The following is an 18504-nucleotide window of genomic DNA, read 5'->3' on the forward strand; positions in this document are numbered from 1 at the left end:
CTGTTATGTGATGATAAAAACCGGGTGAAAGCCCGGTTTTTTTATGGCCTTTTTACGGATGTGGCCGGGTTGGTAATTTTGTTTATCTGAAGCGATAAAGGAATCAAAGGTGAATTGATACTTACAGCGATGACCAGGTCCGGCTGAAAATCGCCGAAGCGTTTCCGGAAGGCCGGGGCGAGGCGCATGGACGCGCCGAGAGGGCATAGCCTGCATGGATGCAGGCTGGTGCCCGACCCGAAAGCCTGTAGGAACAAGCTGAGGGGACCGCGCAGCGGCGATTTTCTTTGCCGGGAGCCGGGGTAGCCAGGGGGGAGGCGGCGAGCCCCCCTGGCACGTTCACCGGTTCCGGCGTATCAGAGAAGCAAGGAACGTAAAGTGAACGGAACGACTAATTAAGCCGCATATTCCTCTCAACCCGTGCTCGGCCCACATCAAAATTTTGCGAGGCGTTATCCAGAATTTAAATAGCTGTATTGCTGGATAAAACCACAGTAATAGAATGGCGATGCACCTGCAAAATCAGGTGCCAGGATTGGCGTCCTGATTAATAAATATGGAAATGATGTTGCTAAGGCAGCACCACAGGTTTCGTTCACACTTTTGTAAGTAGCGAATATAATGGGCTTCTTCAATTATGGTGGGCTGAACCGGGGCTTCTTTTGAAGCGCCGATTTTCCATATTGTCGGTACGCCAATCCGGTTCAGTCTGCCACCCGAAGTTGGCGTTTCAGGTGGTAGTTTTTCAGCTTTAATATGGAATTGCGAATATGGAAAATCAAACTATTGCTCACCTTTACAGCGAACTCGAACTCAGCACCCCAGATCTCTCTACCCTGGCCGCGCGTTGCAACCTGCTCACCGAAATCCTCGTCGATTGCGACTCACTACCGCAAACGCAGCCCGTCTGCCGCTGCCTTGCGGCATACCTGGACGCATTCAAAAATGAGCTGGAAAATTCGATGACAGATTTTCGCGTGCTGGATGAGACGGAGATCCCGCCCACGCACAAGCAAGAGTGGCTGCTGGACAGCACCGAAGCCCAGTGCGATTACTGCCGGGCCTTAAACCATGTACTGCTGGTGTCGCACTTCGATCGCGAAATGCTCCCGCATCTCACCGGGTTACTGCACGAGATTTCCCATGCGATGCTGGCCGATCTGACGGTGGTGCATATCCACTGATACGCATTTGCGCCTGGCGAGCCCGGGCGCCTTAACTGGCCATTTCAGCCCGTTTACGCTCTTCGCTCGGGGTAATGGCAAAGACCTTTTTATACAGGGTGCTGAAATGGCTACTGTTAGCGAAACCGCACAGGAAAGCAATCTCGGTAATGGTCATGTCGGTTTCGCGCACTTTTACCCGGGCGGAGACCAGTCGCAGGTGTTTAATATAATTTTCCGGTGTCATGCCTGTCGCGGCTTTAATATGACGGAATGCTGTGCGCGGGGTTAAATGAAACTGCTTAGCCAGATCGTTCCAGTCATACTCTTCAAAACAGTTTTCCTGGAGATGATTAAGCAGCTTATGCAGTTTATAGCGGGTGTTATTGTGGTTAACGTCCGACTGCGCCTGGAGCAGCGTATTCACCAGCTGGAAAAAGAGTGACTCCCGCTGTTCAACCTGCAGCGGCTGGGCACTGAATATTTTATCGATCAGGGAATTGCACTGCATGCGGATCTCCGGCGCCAGCCAGGTGTAGCAGCTGGCATCCCGCACTGAGAAGCGTTCCAGCAGGGAAACGGTGTGCTGTAAAAAAACAAATTCAGCCACAGGGTTTATCAGGATATTAATCAGTTTGAGTGTACCCAGCTCATCATAAAAATGGTGGTCGCCACGCTGGACGTAAAAAATATCCCCTTGCTGAATATAGAGAGGGCGTCCATTAATAATGTGCAGGCCATGTCCTTGCTCAACAATAACCAGTTCATCAAATTCATGACAATGTTCGCAGCTGTTATCTTCCGGGTCGCTTTTATAAAGGGCGAGTTTGTCGTCTGTGGATTTGAAATAATGCGCAACGGTTAAAGTGTTCATAAATTATCCTGCCACATGAAAAGCTGCGAGCACGATAATTGATTTCTCACCGCTTAAGAAGCCCTGTTTTTCAAAATGTGAACATACTCGGGCTGACCTCACTGACACTGCCAAACTGCGTTTGGAGTTGGCAATCTGAGAGTGGCTCTCAACTCCCCATCGCCTCTATTCTGCCTGAAATCTTACAGAGGGCGCAGTATGTCTCAGGCACTTCAGCAACACCATAATCTCACCATGTATCGCGACGAACAGCTCCTGGCCACCGCCAGTGCATTGATGCCAACGCTCCATTCGCAGGCGATTTCTCCCGTCAGCGTGATCAACACCGTTCCCGACAGTCATGCCCTCCACGGCTGGCGTGCGGAAAAGGTGGCCGATGCCTGCACCTGGCTGAAGCAACCCTTTTCCCCGGGAGATTCCTTTATTCTGGATTTTGGCACCCACGGTGTCGGCTGGTTAAATTTCATCTGCGAAGCCGCGGGCAGCCCACCGGATGCCCCCGCCCATCTGGAGTTTATTTTTGGCGAAACGTTGTGCGAAATGGCAGAGCCTTTCAGCGACTATCAGGGATGGTTAAGCAGCAGCTGGTTGCAACAACACCATGAATATATTGACGTCCTGCCAGCGGATATTACCCTCGCACGTCGCTACTGTTTTCGTTATCTGAAGGTGCGGGTTGTAGCGCTTTCGCCCAAATATCAGCTGCGCTTTAAGCAAATCACGTTAAATAGCGTCAGCTCGGCGCCAGATGAATATCCACCCTGCAACGCCACCGACCCACAGCTGCTGAAAATTGATGAAGTGGCTGTCAGAACCCTGCGTAACTGCATGCAGGAGGTGTTTGAGGACGGGCCGAAGCGGGATCGGCGTTTATGGCTGGGTGACCTCCGGTTACAGGCCCTGGTGAATGACGTCACTTTTGCCAATCACGATCTGGTGCGCCGCTGCCTGTACCTGTTTGCCGGTCATCGCCGGGAGGACGGAATGGTCTCAGCCAATATTTTTGTCCGTCCCGAGGTGAGGGCGGATGATACCTTCCTGTTTGATTATTCTCTCTTTTTTGTCGATACGCTCTACAACTACCTGCAGGTGACCGGGGATATCTCCACCGCCCGTGAGCTGTGGCCGATTGCCTTCCGTCAGGTCGAGCTGGCGTTGGCGCGTTGCGAAGCAGGCCTGGTAACAGACAGCGATGAATGGTGGTCGTTTATCGACTGGCACGATCGGCTCAATAAGCAGGCGGCCTCCCAGGGAGTGCTGATCTACTGCATCGATAAAGCTGTGCGGCTGGCGGAAGTCTGCGCTCCTGAACAGGTTGCTTTCCTGCACGATCAACTGACGTGGGTGAAACGTGCTGCGCATCAACTCTGGGATGAAGCAAGCGGCTTCTACATCAGCGGTTCCGCGCGCCAGATCAGCGCCGCCTCGCAAATCTGGCTGGTGCTGGCCGATGTGGGCAATGCTGCACACCAGCTAAATGTTATGACGAATTTACTACAGTCGCCGCCGTCCATCGGCATGAACACTCCCTATCTACGCCACCACTTTATCGCCGCGCTGTTGAAATGCGGCTTGCGTGAGCGTGCCGTGGCCGAGATAAAAGCTTACTGGGGGGCGATGGTAGATGACGGGGCGGACACCTTTTGGGAATTATTTGATCCGCAAAGACCTGACTTCTCCCCGTATGGCAGTAAGCTCATCAACAGTTACTGCCATGCATGGAGCTGTACCCCGGCCTGGTTTATTCGCCAGTTCGGCCTCTGATAACACAACAATAAAGTGAACAAAATGGCTAAAACCTTCTTTACCCTATGGCGGCAACGGTTAGGTTACGGGATTGCCGATCTCTCCTGTAACCTGGTCTGGCAGTTAATTTCGCTATACCTGATGTTTTTCTATACCGACGTAATGAACCTCCCGGCCTACTGGGTGGGGATCATGTTCCTGGTGACACGGCTGGTGGACGGGGTGGCGGATGTGTTGATGGGTCTTATGATCGACAACACCACCACCCGCTGGGGGGGTTGCCGTCCGTGGCTGCTGTTTGGTGCGGTACCCTTCGGGCTGATGTGTATTCTGGCATTTTACGTGCCTGATTTTGGCACCACCGGCAAGCTGGTGTATGCATTTATCACCTACCTGTGCCTCTCGTTCCTCTACACCATCGTCAACATTCCTTTCTGCGCGATGCTGCCGTTCCTGACGGCGGATTCCCAGGAGCGCACCACCTTATCCGCAGTGCGTATTCTGCTCGGCTCGCTGGGATCCACTATTGTGGCGGTGGCCACGCTGCCACTGGTCGGAGCGTTAGGACAGGGCAATCAGGCCCAGGGTTTCCTCTATACCGCCGTGGTATTCGGGGTAATCGCCACTTTCTTCCTGCTGATCAGCTTCCGCAACGTGGAGGAGAAAATCAGTATTACCCAGGAGCGCATGACGTTGAAACGTGCCTGGACCGGCCTGAAATCCAACACCCCGTGGAAGGTGTTCGCGCTGAATATCTTCCTGATGTGGGGGGCATTCTTCTTCCAGACGGGGGCGCTGGTCTATTTCTTCCACTACTACGTGGGCAGCAGCGAACTGACCGCCCTGGTGGCCGGGATCTCCTCCTTCGTGCCGCTGCTCGGGACGCTGACGGTGCCGTTCCTCGCAGGCTTAATGAAAAAACGCCATGTCTATCTGGTCGCCAGTACGGTTAACCTTGTCGGGATGGGGATCATGATGGCGGCGGGCATCAACTACTGGGGGCTGGTTATCGGGGCTATCGTCCTGTCGCTCGGCGCAGGGCAACGCACCGCGATCTACTTCTCCATGCAGGCCGATCCGGTGGATTACGGCGTCTGGAAAACCGGGATTAACACCGCAGGCATTCTGACCTCCATCAACGGCTTCCTCGGTAAAGTGGCGATGGCGGGGGCAGGGGCGATCACCGGTTTCTTGCTCTCCTCGGGCGGCTATGTGGCAAACGCGGCGCAGACCTCGTCAGCCCTGCTGGCGATCCAGGCCTGCTACCTGTGGATCCCCGCCGGGCTCATCGTGGCGTCGATGATCTGGATCGGGCGCTTCTACCGGCTTGACGACAGCTTCGCGGCGATCCGCGCGGACCTTGATGCTGGCATCTACGCCCCGGACGGCGCACCAGAACTCAAAAAATCCGCCGTTATTTAATCTGACCTCTTTCTGATAACAGGACATCTATGCGTATCTCTGTGATTAGCGCAGCGGTTTGCTGCGCCCTTTTTTCGCCCTCATATGTCTTTGCCGACGCGCAAAGTGTGGAACAACGCCTGGCTCTGCTGGAGCAGCGCCTGAACGCAGCGGAACAACGAACTGCCGAGGCTGAACAGCGTGCCTCACAGGCGGAGGCAAAATTAGCCACACTAAGCCAGCAAACTCAGGCTACCGAAAAGAAAGTGGAGACCGTCAGCCAGAAGCAGAAGCAAAACGCGCTCAGCGATGGATTCGAATTTAACGCATATGCCCGTTCCGGGCTGCTGATTAATAACCACGGCAAAGGGGCGCGTGGCGGCCCGGGCGTGTCACCGGCCAGCTCGCTTAATGGCGACGCGCACGTCGGGCGTTTGGGTAATGAGGAAGACAATTACATCGAGCTTAGTTTTGGCAAGCGCATGACTTTTGACGATGGCTCCTGGGCTCACTTTAAAACCATGATTGCCGATGGGGCTACCAACCCCGATCCCTGGGTGCAGGACAACGACAGCCACCATATCAACGTGCGCCAGATGTATGTGGAGATGGGCAACTTCGCCGAATTTTCCGGGCCGGCGAAAAACGCTTATCTGTGGGCCGGGAAGCGTTTCGATCGCGATAACTTTGATATTCACTTTACCGACAGCGACATCATGTTCCTCGGCGGCACCGGGGCCGGGATCTACGACGTGCAGTGGACCAATAACCTGAAAGGTGATTACTCCCTGTATGGCCGCAATTTCGGCGATCTTGGTAGCTCGCACTATGAAGACAACGACATCCAGAACCTGATGCTGACCGCCAACCACTTCTACGGTAACTGGCAGCTGATGCTCACCGGGATGACGGCCCAGGGCAACGACGATCTCAAGGACAACACCTCCTCGACCGGAAGCTATGCCCTGCGCAGCGACAACACTGCGCAAAACGGTTATTACGTGATGCTGGCTTATCACGACAAACAGCAGTTTTATGGCCTGACGAAGGGGTTATCGGAAACAGCGCTGCAGTTTGGCGGCGGGTTAGGAGCCGAAGCGCGCCAGCCGGGCAGCGACGGCGATCTCACGGATAATGCCACCTCTCTGCGCTTCGCCTCTTACGGTATTCTGCCGGTGGCGAAAAACTGGGAAATCGCGCCGTCAGTCATCGCTCAGCACAGCGAAGATCGTTATCGTGACGGCGACCGTTATGACTGGGCGACCTTTAACCTTCGTGCCTCACAGGCGCTAACCCCGCATTTTGCCCTGCTGTATGAGGCGTCCTGGCAGTATATGGATCTGGATCCCAACGGGCGCACCTATCGATCGGATGGGGACGTACACCAGTATCAGGCGGTGAAAGGGGACTTTTACAAGCTGACCTTTGCCCCGACGTTCAAAGTAGGCAACGTGTTTGATATCAAAGCGCGTCCGGAGATCCGCCTGTTTGCCACATATATGAACTGGGATAAAGAGCTGGATCGGTATGCTATTAACGACGACTTTGGTAGCGCAGGGTTCACTGCGGGCGGGACATGGAATTTTGGTGTGCAGACCGAAATCTGGTTTTAACGTCGCGTAACAGCCAACAAAAAGGCCGGGATATCCCGGCCTTGATTATTTTTACTACACTACGCCATTCGCGGCGAAAAACTCTTAGCGACTACGGAAGACAATGCGGCCTTTGCTCAGGTCGTACGGGGTCAGCTCAACAGTCACTTTGTCGCCCGTCAGAATACGGATATAGTTCTTACGCATTTTACCGGAGATATGCGCGGTAACGACGTGACCGTTTTCCAGTTCTACGCGAAACATGGTGTTAGGCAACGTTTCGAGAACGGTACCCTGCATTTCAATATTGTCTTCTTTGGCCATCTAATCCTCTGGGGTATCACTACCAAGTTTTGAACCGGCAAGATAATGCCGAAATTCATCAATTAAGTAAAGATTTGCGCGTTTAAAACGCAGCAAAGCAGTTTCAGCGTATTACCCGGACGTCACGGATGAACCGTACGAAAAGCGCATACGTAAAGGGGAGGTGGCAGGATAAACGATAGGGCGTTATCGGATGCGAACTATTCCCAAACGGCGGCGGGGCAACAGGCAGAACCTACTCTGCGGCAGAATTATAGCACCTTGAGGAAAAATATGCGGAAAACATTTATCTTTGGGGCATAAATAACGTCGCTGGCACCCAGAAGTTCTGCGGTAATTTTTGCATGCGCAGGGTTGCCAGCTGCGCCAGATATTCATGGCGGGAGATCTCGACCGCGCCGAGAGAGGCGGTATGTTCGTTCAGCACCTGGCAATCAACTAATTTCCCGCCGCTGCGGGCAAAACGCTCGCAGAAAACCAGCAGTGCGGTTTTCGAGGCGTTAACCGCCCGGCTGAACATCGATTCGCCGCAGAACAGCGTACCCTGCGCCACACCGTACATTCCGCCCACCAGCTCGTTTTTATCGTCCCACACCTCAATTGAATGGGCATAACCCAGCTCATGCAGGCGATGATAGGCGGCGATCACCTCGGGTGTGATCCAGGTTCCTTCGAAGCGATCGTTGGCGCACCCCTGGATCACCTGGCCAAACGCGTGGTTGAGGGTGACGCGATAAGGGGAGCGCGCGTGAAAGCGTTTCATGCTGCGGCTGATATGAAATTCCGCAGGCCACATAACGGCGCGGGGGTCGGGCGACCACCATAAGATCGGATCGCCGGGAGAAAACCACGGAAAAATCCCGCGCTGGTACGCCATCAGTAAACGCGACGGGCTCAGATCGCCGCCCAGGGCCAGCAAACCATTGGGTTCGCGCAGCGCCCCTTCCGGAGAAGGGAACGCAAGAGAGTGACGAGAAAGCTGGACCAGGCGCATGACAACAAAACTCCAGTACGCAAAGTGGGGATCGGTTCAAATATAGACTACAGACGTTGTTTAAACTGGTAGTAGCGGCCCTGTTTTGCCAACAGTTCAGCGTGATTACCTTGCTCAATAATGTGTCCGTTGTCCATCACAATAATTTGATCGAAATCCGCCAGGCCGCGCAGGCGGTGCGTCACCATCAGCACCGTTTTGCCTTGCATCTCTTCTTTCAGTAAATCAAGGATTTGCCGCTCCGTTGTGGCGTCCAGCCCCTCGGTCGGTTCATCCAGCAACATCAGCGGCGCATTGTGCAGCAGCGCGCGGGCAATCGCCAGACGGCGCAGCTCGCCACCGGAAAGCTGACGGCCGCCTTCACCGAGCCAGCTGTTGAGCCCTTCGTCTTCCAGCAGCTTGTGCAGACCCACTTTTTCCAGCATCGCACCCAAAACTTCATCGGCGGTGCCGGGAGCCGCTAACAGCAGGTTGTCCCGCAGGGTGGCGCTGAAAAGATGGACCCGCTGCGGCACCACGCTTACCGTTTTGCGCAGGGCTGGCTCGCTCATCTGCATCAGGGGCGTGTCGTTGAACAGGATCTCTCCCTGCGCCGGATCCCAGGCGCGGGTCAAAAGCTGCAACAGCGTGGATTTACCGCAGCCCGTGCGTCCCAGCACCGCAACGTGGGCACCTGCGGGGATCGTCAGATTAATATGGTCCAGCGCGGGCTGGGCCTGACCGTCGTAGGCAAAGCTCACATCCGCTAGACGCAGAGCCAGCTGCTCAGGCACTTCAGACGCAGCGGTGCTGAACTGTACCTCAGGCTCCTGACCGGTGATTTGCGTGATGCGCAGCGCCGAGGCCACCACCTGTCCCAGGTGCTGAAACGCACCGGTCACCGGAGCTAGAGCTTCGAACGCCGCCAGCGCACAGAAGACAAAAAGCGCAATGAGCGGGCCCGGCTGGGTGTTATCGCCCACGCCGCCAGAAGCCATCCACAGCATCGCCATTACTGCGCCTCCGCCAATCAACAGCATCAACGCCTGTGACAGGGCCGTTAACTCGGACTGCTTGCGCTGGGCTTCGTGCCAGTTAAGCTCGGTATTTTCCATCTGCGCGCGATAGCGACGGCTGGCACCAAAGATCGTCAGCTCCGCCTGACCCTGCAGCCAGCCCGTCAGCTGCTGGCGATACTCGCCGCGCAGACGGGTCAGGTTTTCGCCGGTCGGTTTCCCGGCCCGGTAAAACAGGGGCGGTAATACAAAGAGCGTCGCGAGCATGATCCCGCCGAGTACCAGCGCAATGTGAACATCCAGCAGGCACAGCCCGAGGGTGACGACCACAATCACCACCAGCGCACCCACCAGCGGGGAGATGACGCGCAGGTAGAGGTGATCAAGAGTATCGACGTCCGCGACAACGCGGTTAAGCAGTTCGCCCTGGCGATAGCGCGCCAGTCCGGCAGGGGAGAGGGGGAGCAACTTGCTGAAGGTGGTTACGCGCAGGTGTTGCAGGACGCGGAAGGTCGCGTCATGGCTGACCAGACGTTCAAAGTAGCGCCCGGCGGTACGGGTGATCGCCGTGCCGCGCACCCCGGCGGCAGGCAGCATATAGTTGAAGCTGTACAGTCCGGCAAACCCGGCTACCGCCGAGGCAGAGAGGAACCAGCCGGAGAGCGTTAACAGGCCGATGCTGGCCAGCAGGGTGACAATCGCCAGCACCACGCCCAGCGTCAGCATCCATTTGTGGCGCATATACAGCGCCAGATAAGGCAGTAAAGCGCGCATCAGATCTCCTCCTGACGGTTTGCCAGCAGGGCCGCAAACGGACCCTGTGCCGCCGCGAGCGTAGCGTAATCGCCCTGCTCAACAAGCTGGCCGTTTTCCATGACCCAAATCTGATCCCACTGAGCGATGCCCTCCAGCTGGTGGGTTACCATCAGCGTGGTCTGCTGCTGCGATGCGGCATCCAGGGCCAGCATCACGCGCTGTTCACTGTGCGCATCCAGGCTGGCGGCGGGCTCATCCAGCAGTAAAAGCTGGCACGGGTTGAGCAGGGCGCGGGCCACGGCAATACGCTGTGCCTGGCCGACGGAGAGCCCCGCCGACTGATCGCCCACCACCGTGTCCACGCCATTCGGAAGAAGGGGGAGAAACTCGCTGACCCACGCCCGATCGAGCACCGACTGCAACTCTTCTTCGCTGGCGTCCGGGCGCGCCAGCAGCACGTTTTCCCGCAGCGTGGCTGCCGGAAGCTGCGGGTTCTGACCCACCCAGCTTAAGTGGGTGCGCCACTCGTCAGGATCGAGCGCAGAGAGCTCAACCTGGTTGATTCGCAACGTGCCGCTGTAGGCCATAAAGCCAGATAACGCATTCAGCAGCGAGCTTTTGCCCGAGCCGCTGGTACCCACCAGCACCACCCGCTGGCCTGCCGCCAGGGTGAAGTTTAATGGCCCTGCCAGCACTTTGCCCTCCGGCGAGAGGACGCAGAAATCTTCGGCCTCCACGCTGACCGGTTTGCTGGTGCTCAGGGTCACGTCGCCGCGCTGCGGATGGGCAAGCGGCGTTTCAAGGAAGGTTTTCAGACTGTCGGCCGCGCCCACTGCCTGGGCCTTCGCGTGATAAAAAGTGCCCAGATCGCGCAATGGCTGGAAAAACTCCGGCGCCAGAATCAGTGCCAGGAAGCCTGCGGAGAGGGTCACAGCGGTACCGTAATGACCGAAATCGAGGGCGCCGAGGTAGGAGAAACCAAAATAGACGGCAACCAGCGCAATGGACAGGGAGGTAAAGAACTCCAGCACCCCTGAGGAGAGAAACGCCAGGCGTAACACTTCCATGGTGCGCTGGCGGAAATCCTGGGAGGCGTGGCGAATGTTTTCGGTTTCGGCTTCGCCACGACCAAAAATACGCAGCGTCTCCATGCCGCGCAGGCGGTCAAGGAAATGGCCGCTAAGCCGGCCGAGCGCCAGGAAGTTGCGGCGGTTGGCGTCGGCGGCCCCCATACCGACCATCGCCATAAACAGCGGGATCAGCGGGGCGGTACCCAGCAGGATCAGCGCGGCAACCCAGTTATAAGGGAAAATGGCGAGCACAATCAGCAGGGGAACAAAAGCGGCCAGCGCCATCTGGGGCAGATAGCGGGCATAGTAGTCGTGCATATCATCGATTTGCTCTAGGATGAGCGTCGCCCAGCTTCCGGCAGGCTTGCCCTGGATCCAGGCGGGCCCGGCCTCCTGCAGCCTGTCGAGCACCTGGCGGCGAATTTCATAGCGGATATTCTGTCCGGCGTGAAAACCAACGCGCTCACGCAACCAGACCACCCAGGCACGCAGGATAAAAACAAGGATCAGCACAATGAAAGGCAGTAACAGAGCCTCCCGCGGGATATTTTCCATGATCATATGGTTAAGAATGCGGGCCAGCAGCCATGCCTGGCCAACAATCAACAGTCCGCTGATAAACCCTAAAAGACGGGAAATATTCAGCCAGCGGCGGGAAAGAACGCTTTGCTGTTTAAGCCAGCGTGTTAACTCTTGTTGACGGGTTTTTTCCATTGCGTGCTTTGCAGGTGATGTTATTAGGTATTGGGCACGGCAATGTTACATCGCAGAGACAATAAAGGCGACTTATCGCCGCCTTTTTTACGTTTGTTGCTGATTTGTAAAAATTATTTACTCTGATCGGCCAGTCCGTCGAGATATCGCTCTGCATCCAGCGCGGCCATACAACCGGTGCCCGCAGAGGTGATTGCCTGACGATAAATGTGGTCCATCACGTCGCCCGCAGCGAACACGCCCGGGATGCTGGTCTGGGTGGCATTGCCATGAATACCGGACTGCACTTTGATGTAGCCGTTCTCCAGCTCCAGCTGACCGTCGAAGATCGCCGTGTTCGGGCTGTGGCCGATGGCAACAAACAGACCCGCCACTTCCAGCGTTTCGACGTTGTCGGTGTTCTGCGTATCACGGATGCGCAGACCTGCAACGCCCATCTGATCGCCGGTCACTTCTTCAAGGGTGCGGTGGGTATGCAGCACGATATTGCCGCTGGCCACTTTGTCCATCAGACGCTTGATCAGGATCTTTTCCGCGCGGAAAGTATCACGGCGGTGAATGAGGTGCACTTCAGAGGCGATATTCGCCAGATACAGTGCCTCTTCAACCGCGGTGTTGCCGCCGCCGATGACCGCGACCTTCTGGTTGCGATAGAAGAAACCGTCGCAGGTTGCGCAGGCAGAAACGCCGCGGCCTTTAAACGCCTCTTCAGACGGCAGGCCCAGATAGCGGGCAGAAGCACCGGTCGCGACGATCAGCGCGTCGCAGGTATATTCCGCGTTATCACCGATCAGGCGGAACGGACGGTTTTGCAGATCGACCTTGTTGATGTGGTCAAAAATGATTTCGGTATCAAATTTGGCGGCATGCTCGTGCATGCGTTCCATCAGCAGCGGCCCGGTCAGGCCTTCAGGATCGCCTGGCCAGTTTTCTACTTCGGTCGTGGTGGTCAGCTGACCGCCTTTTTCCATGCCCGTGATCAGTACCGGTTGCAGGTTAGCGCGTGCAGCGTAGACCGCTGCGGTGTATCCAGCAGGTCCAGAACCAAGAATTAGAAGTTTACTGTGTTTGGCCGTGCCCATGAGATCCCCATTGTTGTTGGCAGACATTTTCCCGGATTGTAGGGAATTTGTTGCCGTAAAAAAAGGGCGCAGCGATTTTGTTAACGATGTGTGTAATAGAAAGCGCCAATCAACCGCCGCGCGGGAAAGGTGATTTTATAACAATATTGGTAGGTAATCGGTCGAAACTGCGGCGATAAAATGAGGATTAATCGCCGGACGTAATGAATATCCGGCATGTTGTACTAAAAATCGATGTTTTGCTTTGACAATCCCCTGCGCTTTTGCGAAAACATTCAAGGAAGAAAAAAAACGGTCTTTGTGTTTCGCATAGTCATGCACAAAATCACCATTTTTACCGGGTCAGCGAAATCTACGCATGGTGTGGACAGATGCCATACGTGATGTTGATGGCCGCCTCTGGGCAACGGTCTTCATACCACATAACCCCAATCAGCATCGCGTAAACTAAAAAACAGGCGATGCGGTTAACCGCGGGGAAAGACTCTGAACAGTGAAGTGCACAGGGTCCTGGCAGGAGTTAGGGAAGGAATACAGAGAGACAATAATAATGGTAGATAGCAAGAAGCGCCCTGGCAAAGATCTCGACCGTATCGATCGTAACATTCTTAATGAATTGCAAAAGGATGGGCGTATTTCCAACGTCGAGCTTTCAAAACGTGTGGGACTTTCCCCGACGCCGTGCCTTGAGCGTGTGCGCCGACTGGAAAGACAGGGTTTTATTCAGGGCTATACAGCACTGCTGAACCCGCATTATCTGGATGCCTCACTTCTGGTATTTGTTGAGATTACTCTGAATCGTGGTGCGCCGGATGTGTTTGAGCAATTCAATGCCGCCGTGCAAAAACTTGAAGAAATTCAAGAGTGTCATCTGGTTTCCGGTGATTTCGACTACCTGTTGAAAACCCGCGTACCTGATATGTCCGCATACCGTAAGCTGCTGGGCGAAACCCTGCTGCGACTGCCTGGTGTGAACGACACCCGTACCTACGTGGTAATGGAAGAAGTCAAACAGAGCAATCGTCTGGTTATTAAGACGCGCTAACACGGAACAGGTGCAATATCAGCGTACTTTGATTACACTCCTGGTAATCCATACAGCAACAGTGTCGGGCCTCCCGGCACTGTTGTCCGTTTAGCACTCAGGCAGGAATTGCCTGATACCTGGAGAGCCTGTTTTGAGCCAGGAATATACCGAAGACAAAGAAGTCAATTTAACCAAGCTCAGCAGTGGACGCCGACTCCTTGAGGCGTTACTGATCCTTGTTGCTCTTTTTGCCGTCTGGTTGATGGCAGCCTTACTCAGTTTCAACCCCTCCGATCCCAGTTGGTCACAGACCGCATGGCACGAGCCTATTCATAATTTAGGCGGCGTACCGGGCGCATGGCTGGCGGATACGCTGTTCTTTATCTTTGGCGTGATGGCGTACACCCTCCCCGTCATTATTATTGGCGGCTGCTGGTTCGCCTGGCGCCATCGCCAGAACGATGACTACATCGACTATTTTGCCGTCTCGCTGCGTCTGATAGGCGCGCTGGCGCTGATCCTCACCTCCTGCGGTCTGGCGGCGATTAACGCCGACGACATCTGGTATTTTGCCTCCGGCGGCGTGATTGGCAGCCTGCTGAGCACCGCGCTGCAGCCGATGCTGCACAGCAGCGGTGGCACGCTGGCGCTGCTCTGCGTCTGGGGCGCAGGGCTGACCCTCTTTACCGGCTGGTCCTGGGTCAGCATCGCCGAGAAAATCGGCAGTGTGATCCTCAACGTCCTGACCTTTGCCAGCAACCGCACCCGTCGTGACGACACCTGGGTCAACGACGAAGAGTATGAAGACGACTACGAAGATGCCGAGCCGAGCGCCGAGCGCCGTGAGTCTCGCCGCGCCCGCATTATGCGCGGGGCGCTGGCGCGTCGTAAGCGTGTGGCAGAGAAATTCGCCAACCCATTAGGCCGCAAAACCGATGCGGCGTTGTTCTCCGGCAAACGGATGGACGACGAGGAAGAGGTGGCTTACAGCGCCCGTGGCGTAGCCGCCGATCCGGATGATGTACTGTTCTCCGGTAATCGTGCCCTGACATCCGATTATGATGAGTACGATCCGCTGCTCAACGGCCACTCAGTGGCTGAGCCGCTTGCCGCCGCCGCTGCCGCCACCACGGCAACCCAGGCTTTTGCTGCGCCGGTGGATCCGGTGACCCCGACTCCTTCTGTACCAGAGATGCCGTTACAGCCGCCTGCGGTTGACTGGCAGGCTGAGCCAGGCGCGCCAGCCGCCCCGGCGTATGCCCCTGAGCCAGACCCTTATGCCGCCCCTGCGCCGCAGGATCAGTGGCAGCCGCCTTATCAACCTGAGCCGGTCTATGCCCAGCCGCAGTACGAGCCGCAGCAGCCCGTGTATCAGCCGGAACCGGTGTATCAGTCCGAGCCGGTCTATCAACCTGAACCTGTTTATCAGCCTGAGCCTGTTTATCAGCCTGAGCCGGTTATCGCTCAACCGATTATTGAAGAGCCGCCGGTCGAAGAGGTGAAACCGTCCCGTCCGCCGCTTTACTATTTCGAAGAGGTGGAAGAGAAACGTGCCCGCGAGCGTGAGCAGCTCGCGGCCTGGTATCAACCGGTGCCTGAGGCGGCACAAGAGCCTGCCCCGGTAAAAGCTGCTGAAACTCCAGCTGTTCCAGTTGTGGAGCCAGTCTCTACCGTCGCACCTGTTGCTGCCAGCGTACAGCAGGCGACAAGCGCAGGCGCCGCTGCGGCCAGCGCTGCAGCACCGTTATTCAGCCTGGCAACCGGTGGCGCACCGCGTCCACAGGTGAAAGAGGGGATTGGTCCTCAGTTGCCGCGCCCTAACCGCGTGCGTGTTCCTACCCGCCGTGAGCTGGCCTCTTATGGCATCAAGCTGCCTTCCCAGCGGATAGCGGAAGAGAAAGCGCGTGAGGCCGGACGTCAGCATTACGAAGATGAACAGTACGAAGAGGATGCCGATGAAATGCAGCAGGAGGAGCTGGCCCGCCAGTTCGCTCAGCAGCAACATCAGCGGTATGGTGGTGACGAGTATCAGTCCGAACCGCAGCACGTTGACACTCAAAATGACGAAGATGATGCCGCCGAGGCGGAGCTGGCTCGCCAGTTCGCCGCCACGCAGCAGCAGCGTTATTCCGGGGAGCAGCCGACGGGGGCTAACCCGTTCTCGCTGGCGGACTTTGAATTCTCGCCAATGAAAGATTTGGTAGATGATACGCCGAGCGAACCGCTGTTCACGCCGGGCGTGATGCCGGAAGCCGAGCCGCCGCGTCAGGCATTTACGCCGCCGCAACCACAGCAGTATGCACAGCCTCAACAGCCTGTTCAGCAGCCGCCGCAGCAGTACGCACAGCCTCAACAGCCTGTTCAGCAGCCGCCGCAGCAATACGCACAGCCTCAACAGCCTGTTCAGCAGCCGCCGCAGCAGTATGCACAGCCTCAACAGCCTGTGCAGCAGCCAGCGCCTCAGTCTCAACAGAGCCTGATCCACCCGCTGCTGATGCGTAACGGTGACAGCCGTCCGCTGCAAAGACCGACCACGCCGCTGCCGTCATTTGACCTGCTGACACCGCCGCCAACGGAAGTTGAACCGGTCGATACCTTCGCCCTCGATCAAATGGCGCGCCTGGTAGAACTGCGTCTGGCCGATTTCCGTATTAAAGCGGATGTGGTGAACTATTCGCCTGGCCCGGTGATCACCCGTTTCGAGCTGAACCTGGCGCCGGGCGTGAAAGCCGCGCGTATTTCCAACCTCTCTCGTGACCTGGCGCGTTCGCTCTCCACCGTGGCCGTGCGCGTGGTTGAGGTCATTCCGGGCAAACCTTATGTTGGCCTGGAGCTGCCGAATAAAAAACGTCAGACCGTTTACCTGCGCGAAGTCCTGGATAACGCCAAATTCCGCGATAACCCGTCGCCGCTGAGCGTGGTGCTGGGTAAAGACATTGCCGGCGAGCCTGTGGTGGCCGATCTGGCGAAAATGCCACACCTGCTGGTGGCGGGTACGACCGGTTCCGGTAAGTCTGTTGGGGTGAACGCCATGATCCTCAGCATTCTGTATAAAGCGCAACCGGAAGATGTGCGTTTCATCATGATCGACCCGAAAATGCTGGAGCTCTCGGTTTACGAAGGTATTCCGCATCTGCTGACGGAAGTAGTGACCGACATGAAGGACGCCGCTAACGCCCTGCGCTGGAGTGTCAACGAGATGGAGCGTCGCTACAAGCTGATGTCTGCGCTCGGCGTGCGTAACCTCGCCGGATATAACGAGATCATCGCAGAAGCGGCGAAGATGGGCCGTCCAATTCCGGATCCGTACTGGAAACCGGGCGACAGCATGGATGCTGAGCATCCGGTGCTGGAAAAACTGCCGTACATCGTGGTGCTGGTGGATGAATTTGCCGACCTGATGATGACCGTCGGCAAGAAAGTGGAAGAGCTGATCGCTCGCCTGGCGCAGAAAGCGCGTGCGGCAGGTATTCACCTGGTGCTGGCGACCCAGCGTCCGTCGGTGGATGTCATCACCGGCCTGATTAAAGCCAATATCCCGACCCGTATCGCCTTTACCGTGTCGAGCAAAATCGACTCCCGTACCATTCTCGACCAGGGCGGCGCAGAGTCGCTGCTCGGCATGGGTGATATGCTCTATTCCGGGCCTAACTCGACCTCGCCGGTGCGTGTCCACGGCGCGTTTGTTCGCGACCAGGAAGTGCATGCCGTGGTGCAAGACTGGAAGGCGCGCGGTCGTCCGCAATATGTCGAAGGCATCACCTCTGACAGCGAAAGCGAAGGCGGCGGTGGCGGCGGCTTTGACGGCGGTGAAGAGCTGGATCCGCTGTTCGATCAGGCGGTCAACTTCGTCACTGAAAAACGTAAAGCCTCTATTTCCGGGGTTCAGCGCCAGTTCCGCATCGGCTACAACCGAGCAGCGCGCATCATCGAGCAGATGGAAGCCCAGGGCATCGTGAGCGAGCAGGGCCACAACGGCAACCGTGAAGTGCTGGCACCGCCGCCGTTCGAGTAATGCCCCCGATTGCAAAGATGGGTAAAGCAGCAAAATTTAAGCATTTTCTTCTGTCGCCTGCCTGCGGGCAGGTCCAGAATAGTGACAGAAACCCCCATTTCGGGAAGACGCTTTGTAAGGATGAACAATGAAAAAAATCGCAATCACCTGTGCATTACTGACTGGCTTTGTGGCAAGCAGCGTCTGGGCTGATGCCGCCAGCGACCTGAAAAGCCGCCTCGATAAAGTGAGCAGCTTCCACGCCAGCTTCACGCAGAAAGTGACCGATGGCAGCGGCAACGCGGTGCAGGAAGGTCAGGGTGACTTGTGGGTTAAACGTCCGAATCTGTTCAACTGGCATATGACCCAGCCGGATGAGAGCATCCTGGTTTCCGACGGGAAAACCCTGTGGTTCTTCAACCCGTTTGTTGAGCAGGCCACCGCCACCTGGCTTAAGGATGCCGCCAGCAACACGCCGTTTATGCTGATCGCCCGTAACCAGAGCAGCGACTGGCAGCAGTACAACATCAAACAGAACGGCGATGACTTTGTGCTGACCCCGAAAAGTGGCAGCGGTAATCTGAAGCAGTTCACCATTAACGTGAGCAGCAACGGGACCATCAATCAGTTCGGTGCGGTTGAGCAGGACGATCAGCGCAGCAGCTATCAGCTGAAATCCCAGCAGAACGGGGCGGTTGATGCATCTAAATTCACCTTTACCCCGCCGAAGGGCGTCACGGTGGACGATCAACGTAATAAGTAAGAGGCGTGC

The 18504-nt window shown here is 56.4% G+C and carries 13 protein-coding genes; 7 read left to right on the forward strand and 6 right to left on the reverse strand.

Annotated features, from left to right (window positions below; translation table 11 throughout):
* Positions 1 to 770: 770 nt before the first annotated feature.
* A complete protein-coding gene (locus tag FHN83_RS19390; protein WP_139564671.1) occupies positions 771 to 1184 on the forward strand; it encodes a hypothetical protein in 414 nt (137 codons plus the stop codon).
* A 31-nt stretch (positions 1185 to 1215) separates the two neighbouring features.
* Here the strand turns inward: FHN83_RS19390 and FHN83_RS19395 are convergent, their stop codons facing one another.
* The gene (locus FHN83_RS19395) at positions 1216 to 2037 is read right to left on the reverse strand and encodes a helix-turn-helix domain-containing protein (protein ID WP_139564672.1); all 822 of its coding nucleotides are present in this window, start codon (positions 2035 to 2037) and stop codon (positions 1216 to 1218) included.
* A 198-nt stretch (positions 2038 to 2235) separates the two neighbouring features.
* On the opposite strand from FHN83_RS19395, the gene FHN83_RS19400 reads away from it, so the two are divergent.
* From FHN83_RS19400 to FHN83_RS19410, 3 genes are read left to right on the forward strand one after another with little or no spacing between them, the layout of a single operon-like run.
* Positions 2236 to 3801, forward strand: a complete 1566-nt coding sequence (locus FHN83_RS19400; protein WP_139564673.1) for a family 78 glycoside hydrolase catalytic domain — start codon at positions 2236 to 2238, stop codon at positions 3799 to 3801.
* Positions 3802 to 3825: 24 nt separating this feature from the next.
* Positions 3826 to 5205, forward strand: coding sequence for a glycoside-pentoside-hexuronide (GPH):cation symporter (locus FHN83_RS19405; RefSeq protein WP_139564674.1), 1380 nt, complete (start codon positions 3826 to 3828; stop codon positions 5203 to 5205).
* Positions 5206 to 5234: 29 nt separating this feature from the next.
* Complete coding sequence (locus tag FHN83_RS19410) at positions 5235 to 6797, forward strand: carbohydrate porin (protein ID WP_139564675.1); 1563 nt, start codon at positions 5235 to 5237, stop codon at positions 6795 to 6797.
* An 84-nt stretch (positions 6798 to 6881) separates the two neighbouring features.
* Here the strand turns inward: FHN83_RS19410 and infA are convergent, their stop codons facing one another.
* The 5 genes from infA to trxB all read right to left on the reverse strand — a co-directional run bounded on the left by infA (position 6882) and on the right by trxB (position 12711).
* Positions 6882 to 7100 (reverse strand): translation initiation factor IF-1, encoded by a 219-nt coding sequence (infA, locus tag FHN83_RS19415; protein WP_001040187.1) that lies wholly within the window; start codon positions 7098 to 7100, stop codon positions 6882 to 6884.
* A 286-nt stretch (positions 7101 to 7386) separates the two neighbouring features.
* Complete coding sequence (gene aat / locus FHN83_RS19420) at positions 7387 to 8094, reverse strand: leucyl/phenylalanyl-tRNA--protein transferase (protein ID WP_139564676.1); 708 nt, start codon at positions 8092 to 8094, stop codon at positions 7387 to 7389.
* A 47-nt stretch (positions 8095 to 8141) separates the two neighbouring features.
* The gene (gene cydC / locus FHN83_RS19425; RefSeq protein ID WP_139564677.1) at positions 8142 to 9863 is read right to left on the reverse strand and encodes a heme ABC transporter ATP-binding protein/permease CydC; all 1722 of its coding nucleotides are present in this window, start codon (positions 9861 to 9863) and stop codon (positions 8142 to 8144) included.
* The gene (cydD, locus tag FHN83_RS19430; protein ID WP_139564678.1) at positions 9863 to 11629 is read right to left on the reverse strand and encodes a heme ABC transporter permease/ATP-binding protein CydD; all 1767 of its coding nucleotides are present in this window, start codon (positions 11627 to 11629) and stop codon (positions 9863 to 9865) included. Before cydD ends, cydC begins: the two co-directional genes overlap by 1 nt.
* A 113-nt stretch (positions 11630 to 11742) precedes the next feature.
* The gene (trxB, locus tag FHN83_RS19435) at positions 11743 to 12711 is read right to left on the reverse strand and encodes a thioredoxin-disulfide reductase (protein ID WP_039029502.1); all 969 of its coding nucleotides are present in this window, start codon (positions 12709 to 12711) and stop codon (positions 11743 to 11745) included.
* Positions 12712 to 13261: 550 nt separating this feature from the next.
* On the opposite strand from trxB, the gene lrp reads away from it, so the two are divergent.
* The 3 genes from lrp to lolA all read left to right on the forward strand — a co-directional run bounded on the left by lrp (position 13262) and on the right by lolA (position 18495).
* Positions 13262 to 13756, forward strand: coding sequence for a leucine-responsive transcriptional regulator Lrp (lrp, locus tag FHN83_RS19440; RefSeq protein ID WP_000228469.1), 495 nt, complete (start codon positions 13262 to 13264; stop codon positions 13754 to 13756).
* 133 nt (positions 13757 to 13889) lie between these two features.
* The gene (ftsK, locus tag FHN83_RS19445; protein WP_139564679.1) at positions 13890 to 17753 is read left to right on the forward strand and encodes a DNA translocase FtsK; all 3864 of its coding nucleotides are present in this window, start codon (positions 13890 to 13892) and stop codon (positions 17751 to 17753) included.
* A 127-nt stretch (positions 17754 to 17880) separates the two neighbouring features.
* The gene (lolA, locus tag FHN83_RS19450; protein ID WP_039029500.1) at positions 17881 to 18495 is read left to right on the forward strand and encodes an outer membrane lipoprotein chaperone LolA; all 615 of its coding nucleotides are present in this window, start codon (positions 17881 to 17883) and stop codon (positions 18493 to 18495) included.
* Positions 18496 to 18504: the final 9 nt, after the last annotated feature.

Source organism: Leclercia adecarboxylata (genome assembly GCF_006171285.1).
Classification (GTDB): Bacteria; Pseudomonadota; Gammaproteobacteria; order Enterobacterales; family Enterobacteriaceae; genus Enterobacter; species Enterobacter barmai.